Here is a 23,587-nt window from a genome sequence, read left to right as displayed (position 1 = left end):
AGTCGCGGTAGTCCAGGGCGGTCCTCAGGTGGGCCGCGTAGCCGGCGGCCGGGTCGGCGCGGCGGGCGTCTTCGATACGGCGCTGGAGGACGTCGCGGAGTTGCTCGGACTGTTCGCGGGTGCGCAGGCCGGAGGGGCTGCGCAGGAGGTCCACGGCTGCCTTGACGTCCGCTTCCACGCCGTCGGCAAGGCTCCAGTCGAGGGTGACGCCGAGGCCGTGTGACGTGCGGATGGTGGCGAGGGTGGTGTTGAGAGCGGCGATCAGGGTGCTCGCGGCCAGCACCTGCGAGGACAGGTGGTCGCCCAGCTCTCCGGTCAGGAAGCGCTGGAAGACGTCCCGTTCGCGCTCCGTCAGACGGTCACGGGCCTCGGCGGCCTCGGCCGCGATGCGCTCGCCGACCGCGGCGATGTCGTGCGGGCCGTGGTCGTCGACGAGGCGGCACAGTTTGATGCCCTCGCATTCCTCCATCGTCGCGTCGTAGCCGCCGGAGAGCTGGTCGCGCAGTTCGGTGTGACGGTTGAGGAGGGTGGTGTCCGAGATGTCCCGGCGTTCGGCATCCAAGCCGCGGCGCACTGCGTCGACCAGCCGGCGCATCGCCGCGATGCGCTCCCGCACATCGTGGTGGACGGGGTCCAGGGACTTCAGCGCCCCTCGGTCCGCGTCGGCATCGGCATCGCCGCCAGGCTCCGCGTGGGCACCGGCGTCGAGGCCCGCTCCCCTCAGCACGCCCGGCAGGGAAAGAGCCGTCCGCAGTCTCCTGCCGCAGGCCAGCACCTCGGCCTCCTGCGTGGCGAGTGCCTCGCGGCGCGTCCGCTCGTCCTCTTCCGCACGTACTCTCCGGTCGTGTACGTCGGCCATGTCCCTTCGCGCGCCCGGGAGCTGGCGTCCGACGGCGTCCAGGCGGCGTTTCGTCTCGGCCTCGCGGGCCAGGACCTCCTGCTCCGTGGCGCCGAGAGCCTCTTCCAGGGCACGGACGGTGCGGCGGGCGGCTTCCAGGCGAGCCAGGGGCTCCGCGTAGTCGGACTCGGCTTCCCGGCGCGCCGACTCGGCCCGCTCGTAGTCCGTGCGGCCTGCGCGGTGGCCGTCGGCGGCGGAGAGGACCGCGCCGACCCGTCGGCGCAGCCGCTGCGCCCCCTGTCCGAGGCGGTCCAGGGCCAGCCGGACCGTCTGGAGCGCGACCGGGTCCGTCGGGAGGTCGTGGGCACTTGCCGTGGCCTCGGCCTCGCGCCGGGCGACGACTGCCCGGGCTCGTGCCTGTTCCGCCTCGCGGGCTGCGGTGTACGCCTGTGAGGCGAGGGTCTCGGCGGCACGCTCGGCCTCGGCGGTACGAGCCCAGGCGTCCGTCAGTCCACGGGCCGGGGGCGGGCGGCGCAGGGTGTCCGCGACCAGTTCGCGGTGCTCGGTGACGATCCGCAGACCGCGCCTGCGTTCCGCCAGCTCCTCCTCCAGGTCCAGCAGTCGGCGGTCGAGATCCGCCAGGGCACGGCGGCGGGTCTCGGCACGCACCTCGGCGCCCACGTACTCGGCGGCCTCCTTGGTGTGGCGGCCGTGGGCGATGCCGAGCCGCCAGGAGCCGTCGGTACCGATCGCGGTGTGCGGCTCCGCCACGCCCACGCCCACGCCCACGCCTCCGGTGTCGGGTTCGGCGGTGAGTGTCCCGCCGCCGGCCAGAGCCACCGCCTCCAGCACCCGCTCGACCTGCTCCGCCGTCACACCACTGCCCGGCGCGGCGACCGGGCGCAGCACCCGGGCGAGCGTCTCCCCGGGCACGGGTGCTCCTGGGACCAGAAGGGTGTCCCGCGTGGCCGGGTCGAGGACGGTGCCGTCGGCGCGCACCCAGGCGTCGAGCAGGCCGCTCGCCTCCAGCGCGGCTTCCAGCCCTGCCCGCGCGTCCGGTCCCACGTCGTGGGCGAAGTCCACCAGGCGGTACAGGGGGGCTCCGGTGCCGGGTGTGCGGGGAGCCGTGCGGTGGGACGGGGGCGGGGGCTCGGGGTCGGTGTGGCGTTCCCAGTCCTCGCGCTGCCGCCGGAGGCGGTCCTGTTCCGTCTCCCGTTCGCGGACGGCCAGGGAGAGGTCGTCGCGCTCCGCGCCCAGTGCCGCCAGCCAGGGGTCGACGGCCGAACGGGCCGCTTCGGCCACGGCCTCGGGGGTCTGCGCGGGCAGGGGGCCGTCTGCCGGCTCCGGCGCGACCAGGGCGAGCAGGGCGTCCTGGGGCACCCCGGTGGATTCCCGCAGCCGCTCGCTCCAGGCTGTAGCCGCGAGGGCGTACGCCTCGGACTCGTGCACGGTTTCCCGTAGCCGCTGCTCGGTCCGGCTGCGCGCGTGTTCCGCCTGTTCCTCCAGGCGCTCCCGGGCCGCGTCGGCCTCGGCGGCCTCCCTTCGGGCCTCGTCCGACTGTTCGATGAGGGCGGCGAGTTCGGTGACGAACCGGGCACGGTTCCTGATCACCGGCTGGGCGGCGTCCAGCCGTTCGTCCCAGGCGTGCAGCGCGGCCGCGCATGTCTCTGTGTCGACCGCCAGCACCGCACTGTGCCGTACGAGGTGGAAGTCGCCGTCGGGTGCGGTCAGTTCGGCTGTGGTGGCGGGCGCGACGGGTGCGCCGGGGGTCGCCACGGGCTCCCCCAGGTGCACGGGGTCAAGCCCGGATCGCTCTGCCTCCCGCACCAGTTCGCCGTACATGGTGTTCAGCTCGACGAGTTCTCCACCGAGCCGTCCGGCATCCGCGGTGAGACGCTGTCCTGCCTCTTCCTGGTTGCCGTGCGCCTGCCGGACGGCCTTGAAGGCGACGGCGGCCGCGCTGTGCAGGGCGGTGACGGTGGCGCGCTTCTCCCCGAGCTCCGTCAGGCCGCGGTATCCGGCGCTCGCGTGCAGCGCCGCCAGGTCCGTCGCGGCGGCGTTCGACTCGGCCTCGAGTGCCTCGATGCGGGCGCCGAGTTCCTGCTCGCGTTCGCGGAGGCCGTCGGCGTTGCGCGCCGCGTCGCCCGCGGACCTGCGGTGCGCCATCAGCTGCTCGAGCTCACCGCTCGCCTGGCCCGTGCGGCGGCGCAGCACCCCGTGCAGGTAGCCGCGGTAGTCGGTGAGGAAGGCGCGCAACGCCTGGTCGGTGCGTTCGAGACGCCCGAGGTAGGCCCTGACCGAGTCGAGGTCGTCCAGGCTGCGGGCCACCTTCTCCACGACCTCGTCGTCGAGGGCGGGCAGGGTCTCGGCGAGGACCGAGACCAGTCCGCCGGAGTCGATGCGGTCGCCGATGGTGGGGCGTCGCAGCCGGTGCAGCAGGTGCAGCAGGTTGCGGTAGCGCGCCGGGTCGGTGAGGCCGAACAGTTCGCGGGCGACCCTGGCCCGGTGCTCGGCCGCGCGGTCGGTGACGTTCTCGGAGCCGACGAGCGACTTGAGCCGGTCGACGGGGAGTGGCTGCCCGGCGGGGGCGAGGTCCAGTTGCTCTCCGACCCGCAGCCGCGTGGTGAAGAAGAACGGTTTCGCGGTCTTGGTCGACTGGGAGGCGCGGATGGCCGCGCCGATCGTCAGGTGGTGGTCGTTGCCCTCCTCGTCCGTGCGCGCGAACTCCAGCCACAGGTGGCCCAGCCGGTTGGTCTGCCCGAAGCCGTCGAGCATCAGCCAGGGAAGGGTGGTGCGTCCGGTTCCCGTGGCGTCCAGCGCGCGGGCGTCGCCGTCGAGGAGGTAGGGCAGCAGCATCTCCAGGGCCTTGGACTTGCCGGCGCCGTTCTTGCCGCGCAGCAGCAGGCGCCCCTCTCCGAAGGTGAACTCCTGCTCGTCGTACTGCCAGACGTTGCGGATGCCCGCGCGGTGCAGTCGGTAGCGGTGCGGGGCCGGCGGGCGGTTCATCGGGAGGGCTCCTCGGGGTCGTCGTCCGCCGGGGACCGGTCGGTACGGGGCTTGACCGCCACGGTGGTGGCGTACCGGGCGGCCGCGGCGAGCAGGATCCAGCCTCCGTCCGAACCGCCTTGGCCGCGCGCCCGGGAGACGTCGGTGACGGAGCGGCCGTCGGCCACCGTCTGTTCGTATCCCTCGGGCAGGCCGTGGCCTTCCGCGCGCACGGGCCCGGCCGGAGCCATCAGACGCATCCGGGCGAGGAGGTCGAGTACGGCCGCGAGGAACCCGTCCCGGTTCTCCAGGTGGCCGCGCTGCCAGCTGCTGCGCCTGCCGTACTCCTCGATCAGGTCGTCCAGCAGTTCGGGCAGCAGCCCGTCCGGAACGGGTACGCCGATGACCAGCTGTCCGCCGACCGCCGGATGCCCGGCTTCTTCGGGACGCAGCCGGTCGACCAGCCGCTCCAGGAGGAGCAGCGCGGCTTGTGCGACCGTCCCGGTGCCCGGCAGGTGCAGGTCGGTGAGTTCGTCCTCGGTGTCGACCAGGGCGATGCCCTCGGCGCGGATCTCCGCTTCCAGGCCGAGCAGTTCGGAGAACGCCTGCGCCTCACGCCGCTGCCGGGTGCGCAGCCATTCGCGCTCGGTGTCGGTGAGGTCGTCGAGGTGGACGACGGGGGTTTCGACGAGACGCCGACGGACGTAGGTGCGCGGCCCTCCGAAACCGGGGTCGGCGGCCCGGCGTACGAGGTCCGCGCCGTCGCGGCTCTGGGCGAGCGGGCCGGCGACGACGACGCGCGCGATCTCGCGGTCCACGGTCAGCAGTGCCTCCCCGCCCCGTTCCTCGGCGACGGCCGCGACCTGGCCGTCCGTCTCCGTGAGAACGCCCCAGTCGACGAGTTGCCGCAGCGCGGCCGCGAGGGTTCGCCGCTCGGCCTGTCGTCCCGTGTCGGCGATCTCGATGCCGGCGTCGACCGCCGCGGCCCGCAGGTCGGCGACGAGCTGGGAGAGCAGGAGCTGTTCCGGGGCGGTGACGAGGACCGACAGGGCGAGGGCCAGGTAGGCGTACGTCCGTGGGCTGAACGGCGTTCCGGTCGAGGGACGTTCCAGGCGGTGGCCCGAGCCCGTGCCGAGACCTGCTTTGAACAGCCGGGCGTACGACGCCTCCACCAATAGGCGGTATCCGAAGACCTGCTGGAAGCGCTGGGCCAGCCAGTCGGCATGGCGCCTGATGAGCGGGAAGGCGTCGCTGTGCGGTCCGGAGCTGGTGACCAGGGGGTGGGCCAGCAGGAGCCGGGCGGCGGTGCGGCGCTCGGCCGCGAGGGCGACGTCATGCGCGGACGGCAGGGGCATCAGGCGCTTGCCTCCCCCACCGCGGGCCCGGACGCGCTGTCGACGGCGACGGTGAGATCATCCGCCGTCAGGTCACCGTCCACGGACTTGAGAACCGTCGACCTGCCGGGAGTACGCCACGCGGTGAGCCGGATGCCGAGGTCCATGTCGGCCGCCTGGGCGCCCTCGAGCAGGAAGTCGTGGGCGTCCGTGTGCAGCTGGGCGTTGCCGAGGGCGGTCGTCAGCAGCTCCAGCAGCAGTCGCATCGCCGGTGCGCTGAGGCGCACCTGCTCGAACCTGCCCGAGGCGCTGCGCAGTTCGTCCGCCGCCGCCTGGCGGGCCTCGGCCTGCTGTCGTGCCTGCTCCACGAGGCGGCGTTTCTGCGCGGAGTGGTCCTCGGCAGCCGCGGCGCGTCCGCGCGGTGCCCTGCTGCCGCGCTCGCGCAGCGCCACCGGAACCTCCACGGCGGGTCCCGTCCACCAGCTCACATACGCCGGCACGGACCGGTCGGGATCCGGCGCCACCCCCAGGTGGCGTGCGCCGTAGAGCCCGAAGGCGGCGACCGCCAGGTCGTGGGCCTCGTCCGGCTCCGCGGCGTCGAACCAGGCCGCGAGCCGCAGCAGGTCCTTGCGCCGGGACATCTCACCGGAGGCCGAACGCAGCATCCGCTTGGCGTTGGCGAGCAGCGACTGCAGGGCACGCAGGGTGGCGTCCCGCAGCTGATCCACCTGGCTGGAGTGCCCTCCGGTGACGGTGAACCACTCACGCAGCCCCTCCCAGTCCGCGCGGTCGCGTCCGCGGCTGCGCTGCACGCGCGTCTCCGGCAGTCCGTCGGCGAGCGCGCCGATGCCCGCCGCGTGCGCGTCGATCCGGGCGAGCAGCGCGGGCAGGTGCGGCCAGATGGAGTCCAGGTGGGCCGCGATGCGCGGGGCCCGGAAGGAGACGTCCTCGGTGATGGCCTCCACATAGTCGAGCAGCAGGTCCTTGAACCCCTGGTACTCGACCGTGTCGAGGTCGTAGCGCGCCAGCACCTGGCCCAGGTAGGCGTAGAAGTCCCGGACAGACTCGGCGAATTCGGCGAACTGCACGAAGAGCGTGCTGATCCGCTCCAGCGCCTGCTGCGGATCGGCGCCGCCCGGCGCCGCGGCCATGGCGGCGATCTCCCGCAGGCCGCGGTCGACGAGGGCCAGCAGCTCGCTGCTGACCTCGCGTGCCGCGTCGGCCCCGGCGAGTACCTCGTCCGCGTCCCGCTGTACGCGCTCGCCCAGCTTCGACAGCTGGTAGCGGGAACGCGAGCGCTGGTATTCGGTGATGCTGGCCACTCTGACGGTGTGCGTGCTGCGCAGGAGATTGCCCCAGCGCACGAGTTCTTCGAGCCTGCGGGTGAGCGTTTCGGCGTCCAGCGCCGCCCCCGGGCCGTCCGTCTCAGCCAGCCTGGCGAGAAGGTCGGGTACCGACAGGTCGGCGAGCAGCGTGCCGCAGAACACCCGCATCACGGCGACGTACTCCAGGCGCTCGGGCGCGCTGAGGTAGGCGTACGCAGTCAGTCGCTGCCAGGCGTCGGCACCGACTTCCTCCCCGTGTGAGGCCTTGCCCTCGTTCCCCTCCATGTCGTCGAGCCTACGGACGGCCACTGACACTCCGGAGAAGAGTTAGAAAATCCGGCCGCTCATGCCGACCGATCCCGCGCCACTGCATCAGCAACCGACCCCACCACGGCTGATGGCCGTCGGCGTCAAGACCGAACAAGCACTGATGCTGACCACTTGCTGACCGGGACGTGGCAATTACGGCTCTGACCTGCGAAAAACACCCAAACGCTAGATCTTGGACGTGAACAGAGTACGCAGGATTGGGGCGCTCCTGCTGATCGGCTCTCTGCCTGTTGTTGCAGGTCAAAGGCGGTTTCACCCTACAACGGCCGGATTCACGATGATTTACCACCTGCTGTACGGCGGCATCGATGCTGACCGATTACTGAGTTTACCAAGAGGCTGGACCAGGGTACGGAACGGCGCTACGGACCGCACTGAGAGCCCGTCACGTGAGCACGCCATGCCAAAACTCGGGCACGTAGCTGGATGGCCTCACGACGACTCAACAGTTCGGCGTGACGACGGCCCCAGCCGCACCAGTCGCGGATCTCGTAGCCTGCGCCGCCCGGCCCCTCCGAGACGACAACCATCCCGTCGGCGGTGGCGGTGAACATGCGGACGTCGCCGTACCAGGACCGGCGCGGCGGGGCCTGTCCCGGACGGCGCTGGGGCCCGCGTGCGGCCACGAAGCCGTAGGCGGGCTCGATGTACCGGCGCGGCGCGGCGGTGGACACGGCGCGCAGGCGGTGCACGTGGGATCCACGGCCCGGTGGCCTCCCTGTAACGCCCGCAAGCGCCGCACACCGCGTAGTGACGGCTTACCAGTTCGCGGTCGGGCAGGTGGTGGACGCCGGCCGAGGACCACAGCCGGTCCAGTTCACCGAGCCGGTCGTCCGACGCCACGCTGATTTCGTCCTGGACGGTTTCAGGAAGAACCCGACCCACACCGCCTCCTGCCGGGCCGGCTGGGCCTTCGGGATCAGCTCCGGTCGGCGTCCCGCCCGCCGCTGCTCTCGCGAACGACGAGCCGGTGACCGGCGTAGAGCACGGCGGGGGGTTCCTGCGCGTCGCCGTCTATCCGTCGCAGCAGCGCGCTGACGGCCAGCCGGGCGAGTTCTGTCTTGTCGGGTGCCACCGTGGTCAGGGAAGGCACCAGGTACTGCGAGAACTCGACGTCGTCGAACCCGGCGATCGCCACATCCTGCGGGACGCGCAGGCCACGGTCGGCGGCGGCCCGTACGGCCCCGGCCGCCAGCAGGTCGTTGAAGCAGAACACCGCTTCCGGTGGGTGAGGCAGGTGCAGCAGCCGCTGCATGGCACGTACGCCATCGGCAAGCCGGTACGCCGGCACCTCGCACGTCAGAGCGGGGTCGTACGGGACGCCGGCCTGGTACAGGGCCTCCTGGTAACCGCGCACGCGCTGGTGGGCGGTGGCGGAGGCGGCGCCGCGCTGGGCGCCGATCGCCGCCACGCGGCCGTGCCCCAGTGCCAGCAGATGAGTGGTGACCTCCCGCGCGGCGGCGACATTGTCGATCAGCACGTGGTCGACCGGCAGGTCGTAGTCACGCTCGCCGAGGAGGACCAGCGGTATCCGGCGCCGGCGGGAGGCCAGGGCCGCCTGGTCGAGGCGGAGCGGGCTGAGCAGCACACCGTCGATGAGTGAGGAACCCAGACCGCAGGCGATCCGCAGCTCCTCCTCGGGGTCGCCACCGGTCTCCTCGATCAGCACCGTGTACGAGCGGTTTTTGGCCGCGGCGATCACCGCCGCGGCCAGCTCGGCGAAGTAGGGAGCCACCAGGTCCGGCACGGCCAGGGCCAGGATGCCGCTGCGTCCTGTCCTGAGGTGCCGGGCGGACGGGTGGGGGCGGTAGCCGAGCTCGGAGATGGACCGGAGCACGCGTTCACGTGTGGCTTCCGATACGTGGATTTCACCCCGTACGACGTTGGAAACCGTCTTGATGGACACACCCGCGTGCTCGGCGACGTCCTTGAGGCGGACCCCCATTGCCAGCTCTCCTTACCAGAGGGGCATCGCCACAGCTGCCCCGACCCATCGCACCCTCCGTCGATCCCGTCGGAGGAGGAAGAGCAGCCTACAACGTTGACGCGTCGGGCTGGGGACTGCGCCTGACGTCGTCGGCGTTGGCCTCCTCCACCTCCTGACGGTGCTGTTCGAGGGCCTCGGTGGGCATGGCGGCCGAGGGGCGCTCCACCATGCGTCGGATCTCCTCGACGGGCAGTTTGGCCTGCCGTTCGGCGGTGAGCAGGCCGTTGGTCTCCTGCTCGGTGTCGGTGAGCTGCGTGTAGCAGAACCCGGCGAGCTGCGCGGAGTCGGTCACCGCCCGGAACAGTTCGTCGAGCCGGCTGCGCAGCTGGGACGGCGAGGTCACCGTCGAGTAGCCGAACCACTCCCCGCCCTCAGGACGGTAGCTGAGACCGCCGAACTCGGTGAGAAGTACCGGGCGTCCGCCACGCGCATCCCGGGGGTCGGGGCTGAGGACGACCCTGCGGCCTCCCGGGCGGCCGTCGGTGAGCATCGCGTCGACCGCCGCCGCGGAGTGGTAGCGGGCCCGCAGTTCCTCCCCGGTGCCGGCGTAGTCGTGGATGGTCCACATGTCGCTGTCGGTCATCTCCCAGCCGTCGTTGGATATGACGGGCCTGGACGGGTCGAGTGCGCGGGTCAGCCGGACGACTCCCTCGACGAAGGCGCGCTGGGCGGGCGAGTGCGCGATGTCCTGAACGCCCCAGCTCTCGTTGAACGGCACCCAGGTCACCACCGAGGGGTGGCCGCGGTCCCGGCGGACGACGTCCATCCACTCGGTCGTCAGCCGGCGCACCGCCTCCGGGCCGAACGCGAACGCGCCGGCCATCTCGCCCCAGACCAGCAGACCGAGCCGGTCGCACCAGTACAGGAAGCGGGGGTCCTCCACCTTCTGGTGGAGACGGGCGCCGTTGAAGCCGAGTTCCTTGATCAGTTCGACTTCGCGGCGCAGCGCCTCGGGCCCGGGGGCGGCCAGGTGGGATTCGGGCCAGTAACCCTGTTCCAGGACCATGCGCAGGTAGTACGGGCGGCCGTTGAGCAGGAACCGGCCGTCGGCGGTCCCCGCCGTGCGGATGCCGAGATAGCCGGCCACCTCGTCCACAGGGCGTTCCGCCCCCTGCCCGTCGCGGGTCACAAGGGTGATGTCGGCGTCTACCAGGGTGGGAGACTGCGGTGACCACAGCAGCCGGTCGCGGTCCTGACCGTTGCGCAGGGCCGGAACGGCGATGTCCATGATGACGGTGTCGTCCGTGACGACGACGGACTGCTCGGCGAGCAACTCCGCCCCCAGACGCAGGCGGACCCGCATCACCAGTGAACCGTCGGTCCTGGTGGCGGGGCGGCGGAGAACGGCTTCGAGCCGGACCGAGGCGTCGGCGATGTCGGAGGTCCAGCACAGCTCCGCGACGTGCGTGTCGGAGACGGCCTCCAGCCACACGGGCTGCCAGATGCCCGTCGTGCGGTGGTACCAGATGACGTGCGGGCTTTCCTGCCAGTCCTGCTTGCCGCGCGGCTGCGCGGCGTCCGACGGCAGGTCCTCGGCGCGGACGACGACGGTGTGCTCGTCCGCGCCCGCCGTCAGCGCGGCGGTCACGTCGAAGGAGAAGGGCGTCATGCCGCCTTCGTGATCGCCCACGTGGGTGCCGTCCACCCACACCGACGCCCGGTAGTCGATGGCTCCGAAGTGCAGCAGAACACGGCGACCGGAGCCCTCGCCGACCGGCGACCGCAGCGTCCGGCGGTACCAGACGACTGGGTGGTGCGCGGTGTCGCGGATGCCCGACGCGGGGGACTCCGGGGGAAACGGGACGGTAATGGTGCGGTCGAACGGGGCCGGATCGCGGTGCCAGCCGGCGTCCCTCCCCTCGTCGGTGTCGTCGTGGGCGAAGCCCCACGGCCCGCTGAGGTCGGTCCACTCCGCCCTGCGCAACTGGGGCCGGGGGTAGAGGCCGTCGTCCGCCACCGATTGTGTGCTCACTGTCCTCGCTCCTGAGATGTCTGTGTCGTGTGTGCCGGGGTCTGCTGTTCCCGTCGGCTCACCGTTCCGCGGCGTTCTGTGCCGCGAGGGCCCGGAAGCGGTCGACCAGACCGGTGGCCCGGCGCGGAAGGACTGAGCCCGCGTCGCGCTCCAGGTCGTACAGACCCATCTGTACGAGCCAGTGGTCCACCGGCTGCTTGGACTCGCGGTAGAGCCAGTCGACGAGGGCGAAGAACGGGAACCATGTGTAGCCGACCAGCCGCATGCCGTCGGCCCGCAACCGCCGGACGGTTTCGACGCTTTCCTCGAGCCAGGCGAGGCGTTCGTCCACCGGTCCGCCGCGGCTGGTCTCGGTCAGGAAGAGCGGCTGTTCGTAGCGGTCGGCGTAGCGGTGCAGCAGGTCGGTCAGGCCCGCGGTTCCCGCCTCGACGGGTCGCACGGTTCCGGTCCCCGCAGCACGCTCGGCGGTGGTGAAGGCGGGGTAGTAGTTGACGCCGATGACGTCCGGCGTGACGGCGTTGGCGGTGAACCAGTCGAGCTCGGTGTCGGTGACGCCGTGCCTGGTCAGGTAGTTCCGCATCGGGTGTGCCTCGTCCACGCGGCCGAGGACGAGGTCGAGACCGAGGAAGCGGCGTTCCTCGAGGTGTTCGCGTTCTCCCGGCGGCCACGCCCCGGTCCAGCGGAACCCGGCGTCGACGTGGACGAAGGTGGCCGACGGTTGCACCTCCGCGATGCGCCGCTGGGTGAGAATCATGCCGCGTGCCAGTCGCGTCAGGACCTTGGCGAAACCGTCGTCACCGCGCAGGTACGGCGGCCAGGTTCCCCTTTCCCCGCAGTAGACGGCGTTGATGACGGGTTCGTTGAGCGGCGTCCAGATGTCCAGTGAGCCGGAGTAGCGCTCGGCGACCGTGGCCGCGTAGGCCGCGACGGCGTCGTCGAGCTTGCGACGGCCCACGCCCTCCTGCGGAACGAAGGTGTCCTCGATGCCGACGGCGAAGTGCAGCCGGCCGTTGTAAAAGCAGGGGGTCAAGGCAGTGTCCTCAGGGGTCATTTGATGCCGGTGGTGGCGATGCCCTGCACAAAGCTGCGCTGGATGAGCAGGAACATGAGGATCACCGGGACAAGGGAGAGCACCGCACCGGCCATCAACATGCCGTACTGGGTGACGTGCTGGCCCATGAACAGGGACAGGCCCGCCGGAATGGTGGCGTGGCTGTTGTCCGACGTCATGATCAGCGGCCACAGCAGGTCGTTCCAGTTGTACTGGAAGTGGAACAGACCGAGGGTCAGCAGCGCGGGACGGGCCAGCGGCAGGATCACCTGCCAGTAGATGCGCCATTCCGAGGCGCCGTCGATACGGGCGGCCTCCTCCATGTCCCTGGGCAGGGAGAGGAAGAACTGCCGCATGAAGAAGATGCCGAACGCGTTGGTCGCCCGCGGCACGATCATGCCGGTGAAGGTGTTGACCAGGTGCAGGTTGTTCAGCAGGTCGTACAGCGGCACCAGCGTGATCTGGAAGGGCAGCATCAGCATCACGAGGATGATGACGAAGACGGCGTTGCGTCCCTTGAACTCCAGGCGGGCCAGCGCGTACGCGGCCATGGAGTCGAAGCACAGCGAGATCACGGTGACCGATCCCGCGAAGACGATCGTGTTGCGGTACAACTCGGCGAACGGAAGCGCGTGCCAGATCTCCCGGTAGTTGGCCAGGGTGAACGCGCGCGGTAGGAGCGTCGGCGGATTGGTGACGATGTCCTGTTCGGGGCGGAAGGAGGCGAAGAGCATCCAGATGATGGGCAGCAGGACGGCGAAGGCGATCGCGACCGCCGCGACGACGGTGGCCACGCGCCAGATCCTGGCCAGTGTCCGGGTGCCCTGGTCGTGAGGGCGAAGGGCGGGTGCGGGTGTGTGCAGGGCAGTTGCCATCAGAAGGTCACCACTCGCTTGCGGAAGTACGTGAACTGGACCATCGACAGCGCGAAGACCAGCAGGAGCAGCACCCAGGAGACGGCCGCCGCGTAGCCGAACTGGTTGTTCTCGAACCCGACGCGGTAGGTGAACATCACCAGCGTCTCGGTCTGGAAGAACGGACCGCCGTGGGTCATGACGTAGATCTGGTCGAAGGCCTGGAGGGTGCCGATCGCCGCCATGATCGTGATGAGCATCGTCTGGTTGGCCAGCAGGGGCCAGGTGACGTTGCGCAGGCGTTGCCAGGCGTTCGCGCCGTCGGCGCGCGCCGCGTCGTACAACTCGCCGGGTATCGACTGCAGTCCGGCCAGGTACATGATCATGTAGAAGCCGACGTTCTTCCAGATGCCGACCGCGATGACCGCGTACATGGCGGTCGACGGGTCCTGGAGGTACCCCTGCTGGGTGGTGACGCCCAGGTGCGACAGCCAGTCGGTCAGCAGGCCGATGTTGGGGTCGAGCAGGAACGACCAGGCTATGGAGACGACACCGAGGGACACCACGAAGGGCAGGAAGACGGCCGAGCGCAGGAAACCGCGCAGAGCCATGGCCCGGTTGAGGAACAGGGCCAGCGCCAGGGCCAGCAGGACGCTGACCGGCGTGCTGACCGCCGCGTAGACCAAGGTGTTCTCCAGCGCGTTCCACACCTGCGGGTCGTGCAGCATGTGCTGGTAGTTGCCGAGGCCCACCCACTGTGCGGCCTGTACCAGGTTGTAGCTCGTGAAGGACAGGTAGCCCGCCTGGAACATCGGCCACACCACGAACACGGCGAGGACCGCCAGGCTCGGGGTGAGGAACAGCCAGGCCGCGCGGGCCTGACGGCCGCGGTACGACAGCCGGACCGACGGCCGTCCCCTCCGTGCCGACGCGCGATCGGCGCGCGTGACGGGGGGTTGTGACGTGATCTGCAGGGACATCGTTCACCTCATCGGCGCGGAGGCAGGCGGAGCCGGGGCCCGTGCCCGGCTCCGCCGGCGGGTCACTTGGTCGCAAGCTCCTTCTGCACGGCGGCGTTGGCCTGCTTCAGCACCGACTCGACGCTGCCCTTGCCGTTGAGGATGCGCTGCAGGGCGGGGTAGAAGATCTGGTCCTGGATCACGGGACCGTTGATCAGACCCGCCAGGAACGGCTGGGAGTTCTTGAGCACCTGCGGGGAGCCGAAGGCGATCGGGTAGGGGTGGCCCTTGAGGTCGGCCGCCGTCACATCGGTTCGGTTGACCGGGAACCCGGTGCCCTTGGCCAGCGTGATCTGCGAGGACTTGCTGTTCCACCAGGAGAAGAAGGTGTGGGCCGCCTTCTTGACCGCCGGGTTGGTGGAGGTCAGGGCGAACGAGGTGACGCCCGCGGAGGTGACCTGTGCCTTCGGCCCGGCGAAGGGCATGGTCACCCCGTAGTCGACGTGGGACTGGGTGAACGTGGTCGTGTCCCAGGGACCCACGATCTCCATCGCGGCCTTCTGGGTCTGGAAGAGCTTGTCCGCGTCCGCGCCGCCGAGGCCGACGGGGGAGATCTTCTGGTCGCGCACCAGGCCGACCCAGTGCTTGACGGCCGCCACCGTCGCCGGGTCGTCCAGCATCGCCCGCTTGCCGTCCTGGCTCACGACACCGCCGCCGCCCTGCCACAGCAGGACCGGGTACATCGGGATGGTCTCGTGGTCGGCCAGCGCGATCGCGTACGTGTCGGGCTTGCCGTCGCCGTTGCGGTCCTTGGTCAGCTTCGCCGCGTCCTGCTCGAACTCCGACCAGGTGGACGGCGGCTTGTTCGGGTCCAGGCCCGCCTTCTTGAACAGGGTCTTGTTCCAGTACAGCAGCAGCGGCGCGGTCTCCGTCGGCACGCCGTAGTTCTTGCCGTCGAACTCCGAGGCCTGCACGGCGGCCGGTACGAGCTTGGAGGCGACGGTCTTGTCCGCGTTGTAGAAGTCGTCGACCGGCTGCAGCACACCGCTGTGGGCGTATTTCGGTATCTGACCGGCGTCCATGGCCACGATGTCCGGGCCGTTGCCGGAGCTCACGCTGGTCAGCAGCTTCTGGTAGAAGACGTCCCAGGGCATCGCGTCCGACTGGACCTTGATGTCCTTGTGGGCGGCGTTGAACTCGGCGATCAGCTTGTCGACCGTCGGGCGGTCGCCGCCGGTCAGGCCGTTCCAGAACTTCAGGGTCACCGTGCCGCCCGCCTTGGCCGAGCCGCCGGTGTTCTGTGCGGCTCCCTGCCCCGCACAGGCGCTCAGGGCCAGGCCGAGTACCGCGGTGGCGCAGGCGAGCCGCCTGGTCCTGCGCATGCGCAGGGTCGAGTAGGTCGAATCCACGACTTCTCCTCTGTCGAGTGCGGCCGTCCCTTGCCGCCACATGCCGTCGAGGCTGATTGGAGAGACGCCGCCGGACACTGGCTGGGCGTCGGACGTATTGATACTGCCGCTCGGTAAACGTTGTAAATCCACGATTGGCAAAGACGGAGAAGGGGGCAGATGGGCGCCCTTGGTGCGCTTTTCGCCGTCCGCTCGGCGAGGCACCTTGCTGAGCTGCGGCGAAGCGCGATCAATGGCGGGTTGAGGGGAGGGCGAACCGCTGCGGTCACGGCAGGTGGCTGATGCTGAATGGGGTTCGGGTAAAGCTTCCTTCAACGTGAGCACTGCCCCTGTGGGGCCATCCTCCCGTGACCCCGTCGGCCTGCTGACCGGGCGTCCGTCCGGCTGCGTCCTCGCCTCGCCGACGGATGACCAGGCGATGTGCCGCGATGACCTGGCGCGCCGACAGATGCCGCAGGCGGCCGTACACGCGGTCGGCCAGGCATTGCAGGGCGCTGGTGGCGATCTGGTGCTTGTCGGGGAAGACCGTGGTGAGGGAAGGGGTGGTGAACGCGCCGTCTCGATGTCGTCGAAGCCGACCACGGCGATCTCCTGGGGGACCCGCAGGCCCCTTTGGAGGATGGCCCGCAGGGCGCCGAGCGCCGGCTCGTCGCTGAAGCAGAAGACGGCATCCGGCCGTTGTGGTGCGTCCAGCAGGACGTCCATCGCACGCCTGCCCTCCGCCCGGTGCAGCGAGGTGACCGTGACCTCGCAGCGGGGGTGCGAAGCGGGCGTTGCGACATCGTCGGCCTCGGAGGGCCGGGATGGTGCGCAACCGGCCCGACGGCGGAGCCGTGACGCCGGACGGCGACCCCATCAGCTCGCCGCCGACGGAGAGCACGCCACTGAGCCGGCTCTACTTTCTGTGACCCGCCCGAGACTCTGAAGTCACCCGCGGCCGACCTCGCCCGAGGCGACCGGCGGCGACGGCATGCCCTGTCCGCCCGGGCCGGAGCCGGCCGAGTGGGACGTCTCTCCGCTGAGAATTCTCACGAAGGCGTTCGGTCGCTTCCGGGAGTCGATTAGGCGCTTGCGGAACTGCACCGGGCCGAGCCGTTCGAGGTGGTGCTCCCGGGCTCCGACATCTACGTGACGGCGACCGCGCACGTCGCCGCGGCGCTGGACCTGCCCGGCCTGCCCGTGGCGGCCGTCGACCGGGTCCGGGACAAGAGCGTCATGCGAGCCGCCGTGGCGGAGGCCGGGCTGCGCACCCCGCGCTTCGCCCAGGCGACCACCGACGCCGAACTGCGCGCCGCGGCCGAACGGGTCGGCTTCCCCTGCGCGCTGAAGCCGGTCGCCTGCTCCGGCAGCATCCACGTCAGCCGCGCCGACGACCTCGGCCAGCTCACCGCCGCGTTCCAGCGGCTCGTGCCCGACCCGGAGCCCGACATGGGCAAGCTGCACGAGCACTCGGTGCTCGTCGAAGAGTACGTCCAGGGCCCCGAGTTCAGCGCCGACGGCTACGTCCTGGAGAGCGGCGAGTCACCGTCGTCGCCCTCAGCCGCACGCTGCTCGGCCCCGAGCCCGACTTCGTGGAGCTGGGCCACCTCACCCCGGCGCTCGTCGACGACGCCACCCTGAAGAACGTCGAGGCGTACGTCGGCGACGTCGTCCGCGCCGTCGGCATCACCAGCGGCCCCTTCCACTGCGAACTGCGCCTAACCGCAGACGGCCCGGTGCTCATCGAGATCGGTGCCCGGCTGCCGAGCGACCGGACCGTGGAGCTGCTGCGGATCGTGACCGGCGTCAGCCTGCCCAGGGTGGCCGTCACTCCGTCGGGAGCGGCACGTATGCTGCGCTGGGCGGGGTGGGCGCTGGGGGCGTCCTGCCTGGTCTTCGCGGTGAGCGGGGGGCACGGCGCGCTCCTGGACAGCGCGGCCCTGCTGGGCGGTGCGCTGGTGCTCGTCCTCGGCGAGCTGTACCAGGCGTCGGCGAGCTGGGGCCTGTCCTTCGGGCTCGTCCCGGCGGGCCGGCAGGGGGAGTACCAGGCGGTGTTCTCTCTGGAGCGCGGGCTCCAGCAGTTCGCCGGGCCCTGCTCGGGCTCGCCGCGCCGCCGTTGGTGCGCGGCCTGGAGAAGGCCCGCGCGCGGACGGAGCCGGCGCCGGCCTGAGCGGACCGGCCGGCGCCCGTCCGGACCACATGTGTCACACCCCTACGACCGAGACAGGTAGGCGAGCACCATGACCGTACAGCGACGACACGACCCGGACGAGCGCGGCTTCGCCAGCGACAACTACGCGGGTGCGCACCCCGAGATCCTCGCGGCGATCGCCCTGGCCAACGGCGGCCACCAGGTCAGCTACGGCGCCGACGTCTACACCGAGCGCCTCCAGGAAGTGGTGCGCGGCCACTTCGGCCCCACCGCGCACACGTACCCTGTCTTCAACGGCACCGGCGCGAACGTGGTGGCGCTGCAGACCATGCTCGACCGCTGGGAGGCCGTGGTCTGCGCCGAGTCGGCCCACATCAACGTCGACGAGGGCGGGGCGCCCGAGAAGGTCGCCGGGATCAAACTCCTGACGGTGCCCGCGTGGGACGGCAAGCTCACCCCTGAGCTGATCGACCGTCAGGCGTGGGGCTTCGAGGACGAGCACCGGGCCCGGCCCAAGGTCGTCTCGATCGCCCAGTCCACGGAGCTCGGCACTTGCTACACGCCGGACGAGATCCGTGCGATCTGCGACCACGCGCACGACCGCGGCATGCTCGTCTACCTGGACGGCGCCCGGCTCGCCAACGCCGCCGCCACCCTCGGCGTGTCCCTGCGTGAGATGACCACCGACGTCGGCGTGGACGTCCTCTCGCTCGGCGGCACCAAGAACGGGCTGCTCTTCGGTGAGGCGGTGATCGTGCTCAACGAGGACGCGGTGCGCGGCATGGCCCACCTGCGCAAGACGAGCATGCAGCTGGGCTCCAAGATGCGTTTCATGTCGGTGCAGTTCGAGGCGCTGCTGGGCGGCGACCTCTGGCTGCGCTCGGCGGCCCGCTCCAACGCGATGACCCAGCGGCTGTACGAGGCGGTGCGCGACCTGCCGGGCCTGGAGATCGCCCGCCCGGTGCAGGCCAACCAGATCTTCGCCGTCCTGCCGCCGGCCGTCACCGAGCGTCTCCAGAAGCGCTTCCGCTTCTACACCTGGGACGAGCAGGCCGGTGAGGTCCGCTGGATGACCTCCTTCGACACCACCGAGGCCGACGTGGACGCGTTCGCGGCGGCGATCGCGGAGGAGCTGGCGGCGGAGCGAGGCCGAGGGCCGGCGGGTGCGCTGACTACGGCCGAGCGCGAGGAACTGGTGCGACTGCGCCGCAAGGTCCGCGAAATGGAGGAGACGATCGAAGCGCTGGGGAAAGAGCCCGCCTAGAGCGGCACAGGAGGCCCCCGAACTTGGCGTTCACGAAGTGGCTCCAGGAGATTGTCCGACACGCCGGCGCAGGAATACGGAGGTGCCGGCCGGGACGAGGCCGGAACCCGCCAGCAGGCACACGGTCACGTTGATCGACATCGAGACGTACTCCACGGTGGACCCGTCGGAGTACAGGCAGGCGCTGCGAAGGGGCCAGTACTGCTGCTTGACGGCCGCCAGTTCGGCTCCGGCGTCGTTCTGGCTCTTGCACAGTTCGGGAAAGGGACCTCCCAGGCTGACGGAGAACCAGCCGTAGCAGTACAGCGCCACCGCCAGGGAGAACAGGATCAGGGCGATGAGCGCGTAGACCTTCGGCAGAGGCAGCGGCGGGTGGCTCAGCAGGATGAGGATCACCACGACGCCCACCACCGCGGTGACCGTGCTGACGGCGAGCAACGCGCCCATCAGGACCATGTGTGTTACCCCTTTTCCGCCTTCTGCGCGGCGAGGAACTTCGCTCGGCTCTGCCTGATCTGGACCGGATACACCTCTCCGAGTTAGGTTAGGCTAAGTTAATCCAACTCCCGGGCGGCCGGACCGGAACGGAGTGACCGCGTGAGCGTGACAGCAGCCCGAGAAGGGGATCCGTTCGTCTGGGCGGTGCCGTGGCCCGAGGGGTTGCGGGGCAGCGTGGTCGTCGTCAAGTTCGGCGGCAACGCCATGGTGGACGCGGAGCTTCAACTGACCTTCGCCCAGGACATCGTGGAGTTGTGGCACGCGGGCCTTCGGCCCGTCGTCGTGCATGGCGGTGGGCCGCAGATCAGCGCGATGCTCGACCGGCTCGGACTGGAGACCCGGTTCGAGGCCGGACTGCGGGTGACCACACCCGAGACCATGGACGTGGTGCGCATGGTGCTGACCGGTCGCGTACAGCGGGAGCTGGTCGGTCACATCAACGCCCACGGTCCGTTCGCGGTGGGTCTGACCGGGGAGGACGCGCACACGATGACGGCCGTGCGGCGCCAGGCCCGCGTGGACGGTGAGACCGTGGACATCGGCCTCGTCGGCGACGTCGTGGACGTCAACCCGGCCATGGTCCGCGCACTGCTGGAGCAGGACCACATCCCCGTCGTCTCCCCCGTGGCCCGCGGCGCGGACGGGCAGGTCTACAACGTGAACGCCGATCTCGCGGCGGCGGCCCTCGCCGTCGCTCTCGACGCGGAGCGGCTGGTGATGCTCACCGATGTCGAGGGGCTGTACGCGGACTGGCCGCACAGCACCGAGGTCATCGGGCGTCTGACGGCCCGCGCGCTGGACGGACTGCTGCCCGGGCTGGCGAGCGGGATGCTGCCGAAGATGGAGGGCTGTCTGCGGGCCGTCCGCGGCGGGGTGCGCAAGGCGCACGTGGTGGACGGGCGCGTGCCGCACGCGGTGCTGCGCAGCGTCCTCGCCGAGACCAGCCCGGGCACCACCGTGGTGCCCGACGCCGTCACCAGGTCCTGATCAGGACGCGTGCGTCACGCCGCGGGTCCAGGGACTGCGCCCAGGTCCGCGGCGCATGGTGCGCGGTCGTGGGCGTGAAGCCGTGACGGAGGAACAGTCCGGCGCTCCCGGTGGTCGCCGTGAACAGGGCGCCGAGCGACCGGGCGCGCGCCGTGACGAGCACCGCGCGTAAGAGCCCGGCTCCCGCTCCGCTCCCCTGCCGGTGTGCTGCCACGCAGAAGTTGTAGACGACACCCGCGAGTTCGTCCTCCTCCCGCACGTCCGCGGGGTACGCGCGCAGGCCCACGCAGCCGTCGAGCGTGCCGTCAGGGGCCTGAAGGACCAGGAAGTCGGCCGCGTGGGCGGCGTAGAGGGAGACGGGGCGTTCGCGCAGCGCGCCCGAGCGCACGAAGGGCCGGGACAGGGCGGCGAGGGCGGCGGCCTCGTCCGGGCGGGCGGTGCGCAGAGCGGGCGTCGGTGCGTCAAGGGCGCGTGGCAGCGCGGCAGGGCGCGGCATGGCCGTGGTCAAGGGGTTCCTTCCTCGGTTCCGGACCGGGGATCAGTCGCGCGGGCGGCTCGGGCTGCCGTCCACGTACGTCTCCACCACCTCGATGTCGCCGATGCGGGAGGTGTCGACGCGCCGGGGGTCGTCGCCGAGGACGACCAGGTCGGCGTGTTTGCCGGGGGTGAGGCTGCCCAGGCGGTCGTCCCAGTGGCAGGCGCGGGCACCGGCGACGGTGTGGGCGTGCAGGGCCTCGTCGACGGTGATGGCTTCGTCCGGGCCGATGGGCTGCCCGGAGGCCGAGGCGCGTTCGACCATGAACTGGACGGCGCGCAGGGGCGATCCGTCGGCGACCGGCCGGTCGGAGCTGCCCACGAGGGGGATGCCGTGGTCCAGGAAGGCCCGGCCCCGGTACATCCAGGGTGCTCGTTCCTCGCCCATGATCGAGGCGTAGTCGTCGCCGAAGCAGCGCAGGAAGTTGGGCTGGACGACCGCGCTGACGCCCAGTCGCGCCAAGCGCGGGAGCTGGTCGGGCCGGATCAGCCCGGCGTGTTCGATGCGGTGGCGTGCCCCGGGGCGCGGTCGCAGACGCTGGGCGCGTTCGAGGGCGTCCAAGGCCACGTCGGCCGCGCGGTCGCCGATCGCGTGCACGGCGAGCTGCCAGCCGGCGAGGTGGCCGTCCACGATCAGGCTCGTGAGGACCTCAGGGTCGTCCTGCAACTGCCCGGCGTGGTCGAGCCCTTCGTACGGGCTGGTCAGTGCGGCCGTACGGGCCATCATGCCGCCGTCGGTCCACACCTTCAGCGCCCCGACGGAGAGCCGGTCGTCGCCGAACCCGGTGCGCAGGCCGAGGTCGAGGGCGCGCGGGATGCCGTCGCTCTCGTGCGCGGTGACCGGGCGCAGCCGGTCCGCGGACACCATGAGCTGGACGCGCAGCGGCAACAGACCCTTGTCGCGGGCGAGTTGATAGGCACCGAGTTCGACCGGGCTGTGGCCGAAGAGGGTGCCGCCGATGCCCGCTTCGGCGCAGGCGGTGACGCCCTCGGCCAGGCAGGTGCGGGCCGCGCGGCCGATCGCCTCGGCCAGGTCCTCCTGGGAGTGCGGCAGGCGCAGGGCGCGGGCGGCGCCCATGGCCTGTTCGGCGAGGAAGCCGTTCTCGTGCGGGATGCCGGCGGGCAGCAGGTCCAGGACGGCGGTGTTCACCACGCAGCCGTGTCCGGAGTCGTGCAGCAGGTAGAGCTTGCGTCCGTCGCTGACCTTGTCGAGGTCGGCGGCGGTGAGGTGACGGCCGAGCGCCCGCTGGTCGTAGCCGGCGATGCTCACCCAGTCGCCGGGTGCCCGGGTGCGGGCGACCGCCTCGGCCACGGCCGCGAGCACGTCGTCGACGCGGGTGCGGCCCGCGATGCTCGGGGTGTTCTGCTTGAACCCGGTCCAGGCGAGGTGGACGTGGGCGTCGATGAACCCCGGCAGTACCGTGGCGCCCTGCAGGTCGACGACCTCCCGGGCGGGCAGGGAGGTCACCGCCTCGTCGAGGCCCACGATCCGGCCCTGCCAGATGCCCAGGTCATGCGCGACCGGACGGTCCGGATCCATGGTGAGGAAACGGGCGTTGGTCAGCCTGGTGCACAGCATCGGCGGGATCAGGCGTCCTGGGAGGCGGCAAGGGACGTGGGACGCAGGTCAGTCCAGTGGGTCTCGACGTACTCCAGGCAGGCCTCGCGGGTGTTCTCGGCGAAGGCGATCGTCCATCCCCCGGGCACCTCGGCGAAGGACGGCCAGAGGGAGTGCTGCCCCTCGTCGTTCACCAGGACCAGGAAACGGCCTTCGTTGTCGTCGAAGGGGTTGGTGCTCATGCGCGCTGCCTCCTCGGAGGGTCAAGATTAGGTTAGGCTCGCCTAATTGACGGAGCTTAGCCTTTGGCCCTTCCCTCTCACAAGGAGACGTTCATGCGCGTGGCGGCGGCCGACGGTCAGGACGCGTTCGCCGGGTTCGGACTGCCGGGCGCGCCCGGCAGTGCCGCGTTCTGGGCCGCTGTGGGGGCACCCTCATCGGTGCCCGCCGAGGGCGGCGGTTGGGTGACCCTGTTCTTGTGGCGCGGGTCGTCGCCGGTGACCATCGAGTTCGAGAGCTGGTCGGAGCCGGTTGCCCTGCGCCGCTGGCAGCACACCGACTGCTGGTACGCCGAGGTGCGCATGCCCGCGCGGCTGCGGGTGACGTATCGGTTCGTGACGGAAGACGCCTTCCACGCCGACCCGTTCAACCCGGCCGGGGCGGGCGGGGACCGGTCCATCGTCGCGACTCCGGATGCCGGGGAGCAGCCGCACTGGCCGGTCGTGGGGGCCGATGCGGTGCTGCCCGTGCCGCGGGCCCGGATCCGCTGGGCGAGTGAACGCCTCGGCGGGCGGCGTACGGTGCGGCTTCATCCGGCGGGGGGCGGTGGGCCGATGGTGCTGCTGCTCGACGGGGACGACTGGCTGTATCTGCATCCGGCTGTGACCGCGTTCGACTCGGCCGTGGCTGCGGGTGAGGTGCCGCCGGTCACGCTGGTCTTTCTGCCGGCCAAGGACCGTGTCGGTGAGTTCGCGTGCCGGCCAGAGCTGTGGGAGGCCGTGCGGGACGAACTGCTGCCGCTGGTGGCGGAGTCGGGGACACCCGCCGATCTGGAGCGGCTGGTGGTGGCCGGGCAGAGCCTCGGGGGGTTGAGTGCGGTGTGGGCGGCGCTGGAGTTTCCCGGGCTGGTGTCGCGGGTCGCGTGTCAGTCGGGGTCGTTCTGGTGGACGCCGGATGCCCTGCGGGCGGCTGATCCGTTGGGGGGCCCGGTCGGCGGTGTGATCGCCGAGCGGCTGCGGGCGGGGGTTGATCTGTCGGGGCTGCGGGTCGCGTTCGACGTCGGGGAGCACGAGGACCGGATGCTGCCCCACTGTGAGGTGACCGAGGGCTTGGTGGAAGGGGCCGGGGCGACCGTGCGGGTGTCCCGGTCCGCGTCGGGGCATGACCGGGCCGGATGGCGCCATGCGTTGCTCAGGGATGTGGGCTGGGCGCTTCGCGCGTAGCGCCGTTGTCGGGTGCGGGTGCGTGGGGGCCGGTCGCGCAGTTCCCCGCGCCCCTGAAGGCGTATCCCCAGGGCCCTTGGTCGAGCCCACACGGCGGAGCCGCACATCGACTCAGCCCCGCGCCCCCGG

19 protein-coding genes are annotated in these 23,587 nt (G+C 71.1%); 5 read left to right on the top strand and 14 right to left on the bottom strand.

The annotated features are described in order from the left end of the window. From ABT116_RS10180 to ABT116_RS10135, 10 genes are all read right to left on the bottom strand, one after another. On the bottom strand, positions 1 to 3,844 hold a 3,844-nt coding region (locus ABT116_RS10180; protein ID WP_351630477.1), incomplete at its 3' end, for a TIGR02680 family protein. Then, on the bottom strand, positions 3,841 to 5,178 hold the full coding sequence (locus tag ABT116_RS10175) for a TIGR02678 family protein (RefSeq protein WP_351630474.1): 1,338 nt from the start codon (positions 5,176 to 5,178) through the stop codon (positions 3,841 to 3,843). The genes ABT116_RS10175 and ABT116_RS10180, both read right to left, overlap by 4 nt. Further along, complete coding sequence (locus tag ABT116_RS10170) at positions 5,178 to 6,767, bottom strand: TIGR02677 family protein (protein ID WP_351630472.1); 1,590 nt, start codon at positions 6,765 to 6,767, stop codon at positions 5,178 to 5,180. The genes ABT116_RS10175 and ABT116_RS10170 overlap by 1 nt, the downstream gene beginning before the upstream one ends. A gap of 407 nt (positions 6,768 to 7,174) precedes the next feature. Further along, positions 7,175 to 7,504: a hypothetical protein gene (locus tag ABT116_RS10165; RefSeq protein WP_351630470.1), complete on the bottom strand. Its 330-nt coding sequence runs from the start codon at positions 7,502 to 7,504 to the stop codon at positions 7,175 to 7,177. A gap of 227 nt (positions 7,505 to 7,731) precedes the next feature. After that, on the bottom strand, positions 7,732 to 8,757 hold the full coding sequence (locus ABT116_RS10160; protein WP_351630467.1) for a LacI family DNA-binding transcriptional regulator: 1,026 nt from the start codon (positions 8,755 to 8,757) through the stop codon (positions 7,732 to 7,734). Positions 8,758 to 8,845: 88 nt separating this feature from the next. Continuing rightward, positions 8,846 to 10,771: a glycoside hydrolase family 2 protein gene (locus ABT116_RS10155; RefSeq protein ID WP_351630465.1), complete on the bottom strand. Its 1,926-nt coding sequence runs from the start codon at positions 10,769 to 10,771 to the stop codon at positions 8,846 to 8,848. Positions 10,772 to 10,829: 58 nt separating this feature from the next. Continuing rightward, the gene (locus ABT116_RS10150; protein WP_351630459.1) at positions 10,830 to 11,801 is read right to left on the bottom strand and encodes a glycoside hydrolase family 1 protein; all 972 of its coding nucleotides are present in this window, start codon (positions 11,799 to 11,801) and stop codon (positions 10,830 to 10,832) included. 17 nt (positions 11,802 to 11,818) lie between these two features. Then, complete coding sequence (locus ABT116_RS10145) at positions 11,819 to 12,697, bottom strand: carbohydrate ABC transporter permease (protein ID WP_351630457.1); 879 nt, start codon at positions 12,695 to 12,697, stop codon at positions 11,819 to 11,821. Next, positions 12,697 to 13,656 carry a carbohydrate ABC transporter permease gene (locus ABT116_RS10140; protein WP_351630454.1) on the bottom strand — a complete coding sequence of 320 codons (960 nt, stop codon included), beginning with the start codon at positions 13,654 to 13,656 and terminating at the stop codon, positions 12,697 to 12,699. Before ABT116_RS10140 ends, ABT116_RS10145 begins: the two co-directional genes overlap by 1 nt. Positions 13,657 to 13,718: 62 nt before the next feature. Beyond that, entirely contained in the window at positions 13,719 to 15,749 is a 2,031-nt protein-coding gene (locus ABT116_RS10135) for an extracellular solute-binding protein (protein WP_502983847.1), read from the bottom strand. A gap of 396 nt (positions 15,750 to 16,145) precedes the next feature. Here ABT116_RS10135 and ABT116_RS10125 point away from each other — a divergent pair, with 396 nt between their 5' ends. From ABT116_RS10125 to ABT116_RS10115, 3 genes are read left to right on the top strand one after another with little or no spacing between them, the layout of a single operon-like run. After that, the gene (locus tag ABT116_RS10125) at positions 16,146 to 16,664 is read left to right on the top strand and encodes an ATP-grasp domain-containing protein (protein WP_351630451.1); all 519 of its coding nucleotides are present in this window, start codon (positions 16,146 to 16,148) and stop codon (positions 16,662 to 16,664) included. Then, positions 16,616 to 17,254 carry an ATP-grasp domain-containing protein gene (locus ABT116_RS10120; protein WP_351630448.1) on the top strand — a complete coding sequence of 213 codons (639 nt, stop codon included), beginning with the start codon at positions 16,616 to 16,618 and terminating at the stop codon, positions 17,252 to 17,254. Before ABT116_RS10125 ends, ABT116_RS10120 begins: the two co-directional genes overlap by 49 nt. A 9-nt stretch (positions 17,255 to 17,263) precedes the next feature. Further along, positions 17,264 to 18,439 (top strand): threonine aldolase family protein, encoded by a 1,176-nt coding sequence (locus ABT116_RS10115; protein ID WP_351630446.1) that lies wholly within the window; start codon positions 17,264 to 17,266, stop codon positions 18,437 to 18,439. Positions 18,440 to 18,469: 30 nt separating this feature from the next. Here the strand turns inward: ABT116_RS10115 and ABT116_RS10110 are convergent, their stop codons facing one another. Beyond that, a complete protein-coding gene (locus ABT116_RS10110) occupies positions 18,470 to 18,895 on the bottom strand; it encodes a hypothetical protein (protein WP_351630443.1) in 426 nt (141 codons plus the stop codon). 186 nt (positions 18,896 to 19,081) lie between these two features. On the opposite strand from ABT116_RS10110, the gene argB reads away from it, so the two are divergent. Further along, positions 19,082 to 19,924 carry an acetylglutamate kinase gene (gene argB, locus ABT116_RS10105; protein WP_351630482.1) on the top strand — a complete coding sequence of 281 codons (843 nt, stop codon included), beginning with the start codon at positions 19,082 to 19,084 and terminating at the stop codon, positions 19,922 to 19,924. Here argB and ABT116_RS10100 read toward each other — a convergent pair. From ABT116_RS10100 to ABT116_RS10090, 3 genes are read right to left on the bottom strand one after another with little or no spacing between them, the layout of a single operon-like run. Beyond that, positions 19,911 to 20,432 (bottom strand): GNAT family N-acetyltransferase, encoded by a 522-nt coding sequence (locus ABT116_RS10100; protein ID WP_502983846.1) that lies wholly within the window; start codon positions 20,430 to 20,432, stop codon positions 19,911 to 19,913. The genes argB and ABT116_RS10100 overlap by 14 nt on opposite strands. 30 nt (positions 20,433 to 20,462) lie before the next feature. Next, on the bottom strand, positions 20,463 to 22,037 hold the full coding sequence (locus ABT116_RS10095; protein WP_351630441.1) for an amidohydrolase: 1,575 nt from the start codon (positions 22,035 to 22,037) through the stop codon (positions 20,463 to 20,465). A gap of 8 nt (positions 22,038 to 22,045) precedes the next feature. Beyond that, complete coding sequence (locus ABT116_RS10090; protein WP_104780493.1) at positions 22,046 to 22,258, bottom strand: MbtH family protein; 213 nt, start codon at positions 22,256 to 22,258, stop codon at positions 22,046 to 22,048. Between the two features lie 93 nt (positions 22,259 to 22,351). On the opposite strand from ABT116_RS10090, the gene ABT116_RS10085 reads away from it, so the two are divergent. Continuing rightward, entirely contained in the window at positions 22,352 to 23,458 is a 1,107-nt protein-coding gene (locus ABT116_RS10085; protein WP_351630437.1) for an alpha/beta hydrolase-fold protein, read from the top strand. Positions 23,459 to 23,587: the final 129 nt, after the last annotated feature.

Origin of the sequence: Streptomyces sp. NPDC002130 (assembly GCF_040296465.1) — a bacterium.
GTDB lineage: Bacteria > Actinomycetota > Actinomycetes > Streptomycetales > Streptomycetaceae > Streptomyces.
The sequence above is the reverse complement of the archived record's forward strand: the minus strand, read 5'-3'. Positions and strand labels throughout refer to the sequence as shown.

Bases quoted from the DNA above. Each gene is read 5' to 3' on its own strand.
- ABT116_RS10085 (WP_351630437.1), top strand. From the start codon at position 22,352: ATGCGCGTGGCGGCGGCCGACGGTCAGGACGCGTTCGCCGGGTTCGGA.
- ABT116_RS10135 (WP_502983847.1), bottom strand. From the start codon at position 15,749: ATGGACGTCCTGCTGGACGCACCACAACGGCCGGATGCCGTCTTCTGC.
- ABT116_RS10140 (WP_351630454.1), bottom strand. From the start codon at position 13,656: ATGTCCCTGCAGATCACGTCACAACCCCCCGTCACGCGCGCCGATCGC.
- ABT116_RS10145 (WP_351630457.1), bottom strand. From the start codon at position 12,697: ATGGCAACTGCCCTGCACACACCCGCACCCGCCCTTCGCCCTCACGAC.
- ABT116_RS10095 (WP_351630441.1), bottom strand. From the start codon at position 22,037: ATGCTGTGCACCAGGCTGACCAACGCCCGTTTCCTCACCATGGATCCG.
- ABT116_RS10110 (WP_351630443.1), bottom strand. From the start codon at position 18,895: ATGGTCCTGATGGGCGCGTTGCTCGCCGTCAGCACGGTCACCGCGGTG.
- ABT116_RS10170 (WP_351630472.1), bottom strand. From the start codon at position 6,767: ATGGAGGGGAACGAGGGCAAGGCCTCACACGGGGAGGAAGTCGGTGCC.
- ABT116_RS10175 (WP_351630474.1), bottom strand. From the start codon at position 5,178: ATGCCCCTGCCGTCCGCGCATGACGTCGCCCTCGCGGCCGAGCGCCGC.
- ABT116_RS10115 (WP_351630446.1), top strand. From the start codon at position 17,264: ATGACCGTACAGCGACGACACGACCCGGACGAGCGCGGCTTCGCCAGC.
- ABT116_RS10090 (WP_104780493.1), bottom strand. From the start codon at position 22,258: ATGAGCACCAACCCCTTCGACGACAACGAAGGCCGTTTCCTGGTCCTG.
- ABT116_RS10160 (WP_351630467.1), bottom strand. From the start codon at position 8,757: ATGGGGGTCCGCCTCAAGGACGTCGCCGAGCACGCGGGTGTGTCCATC.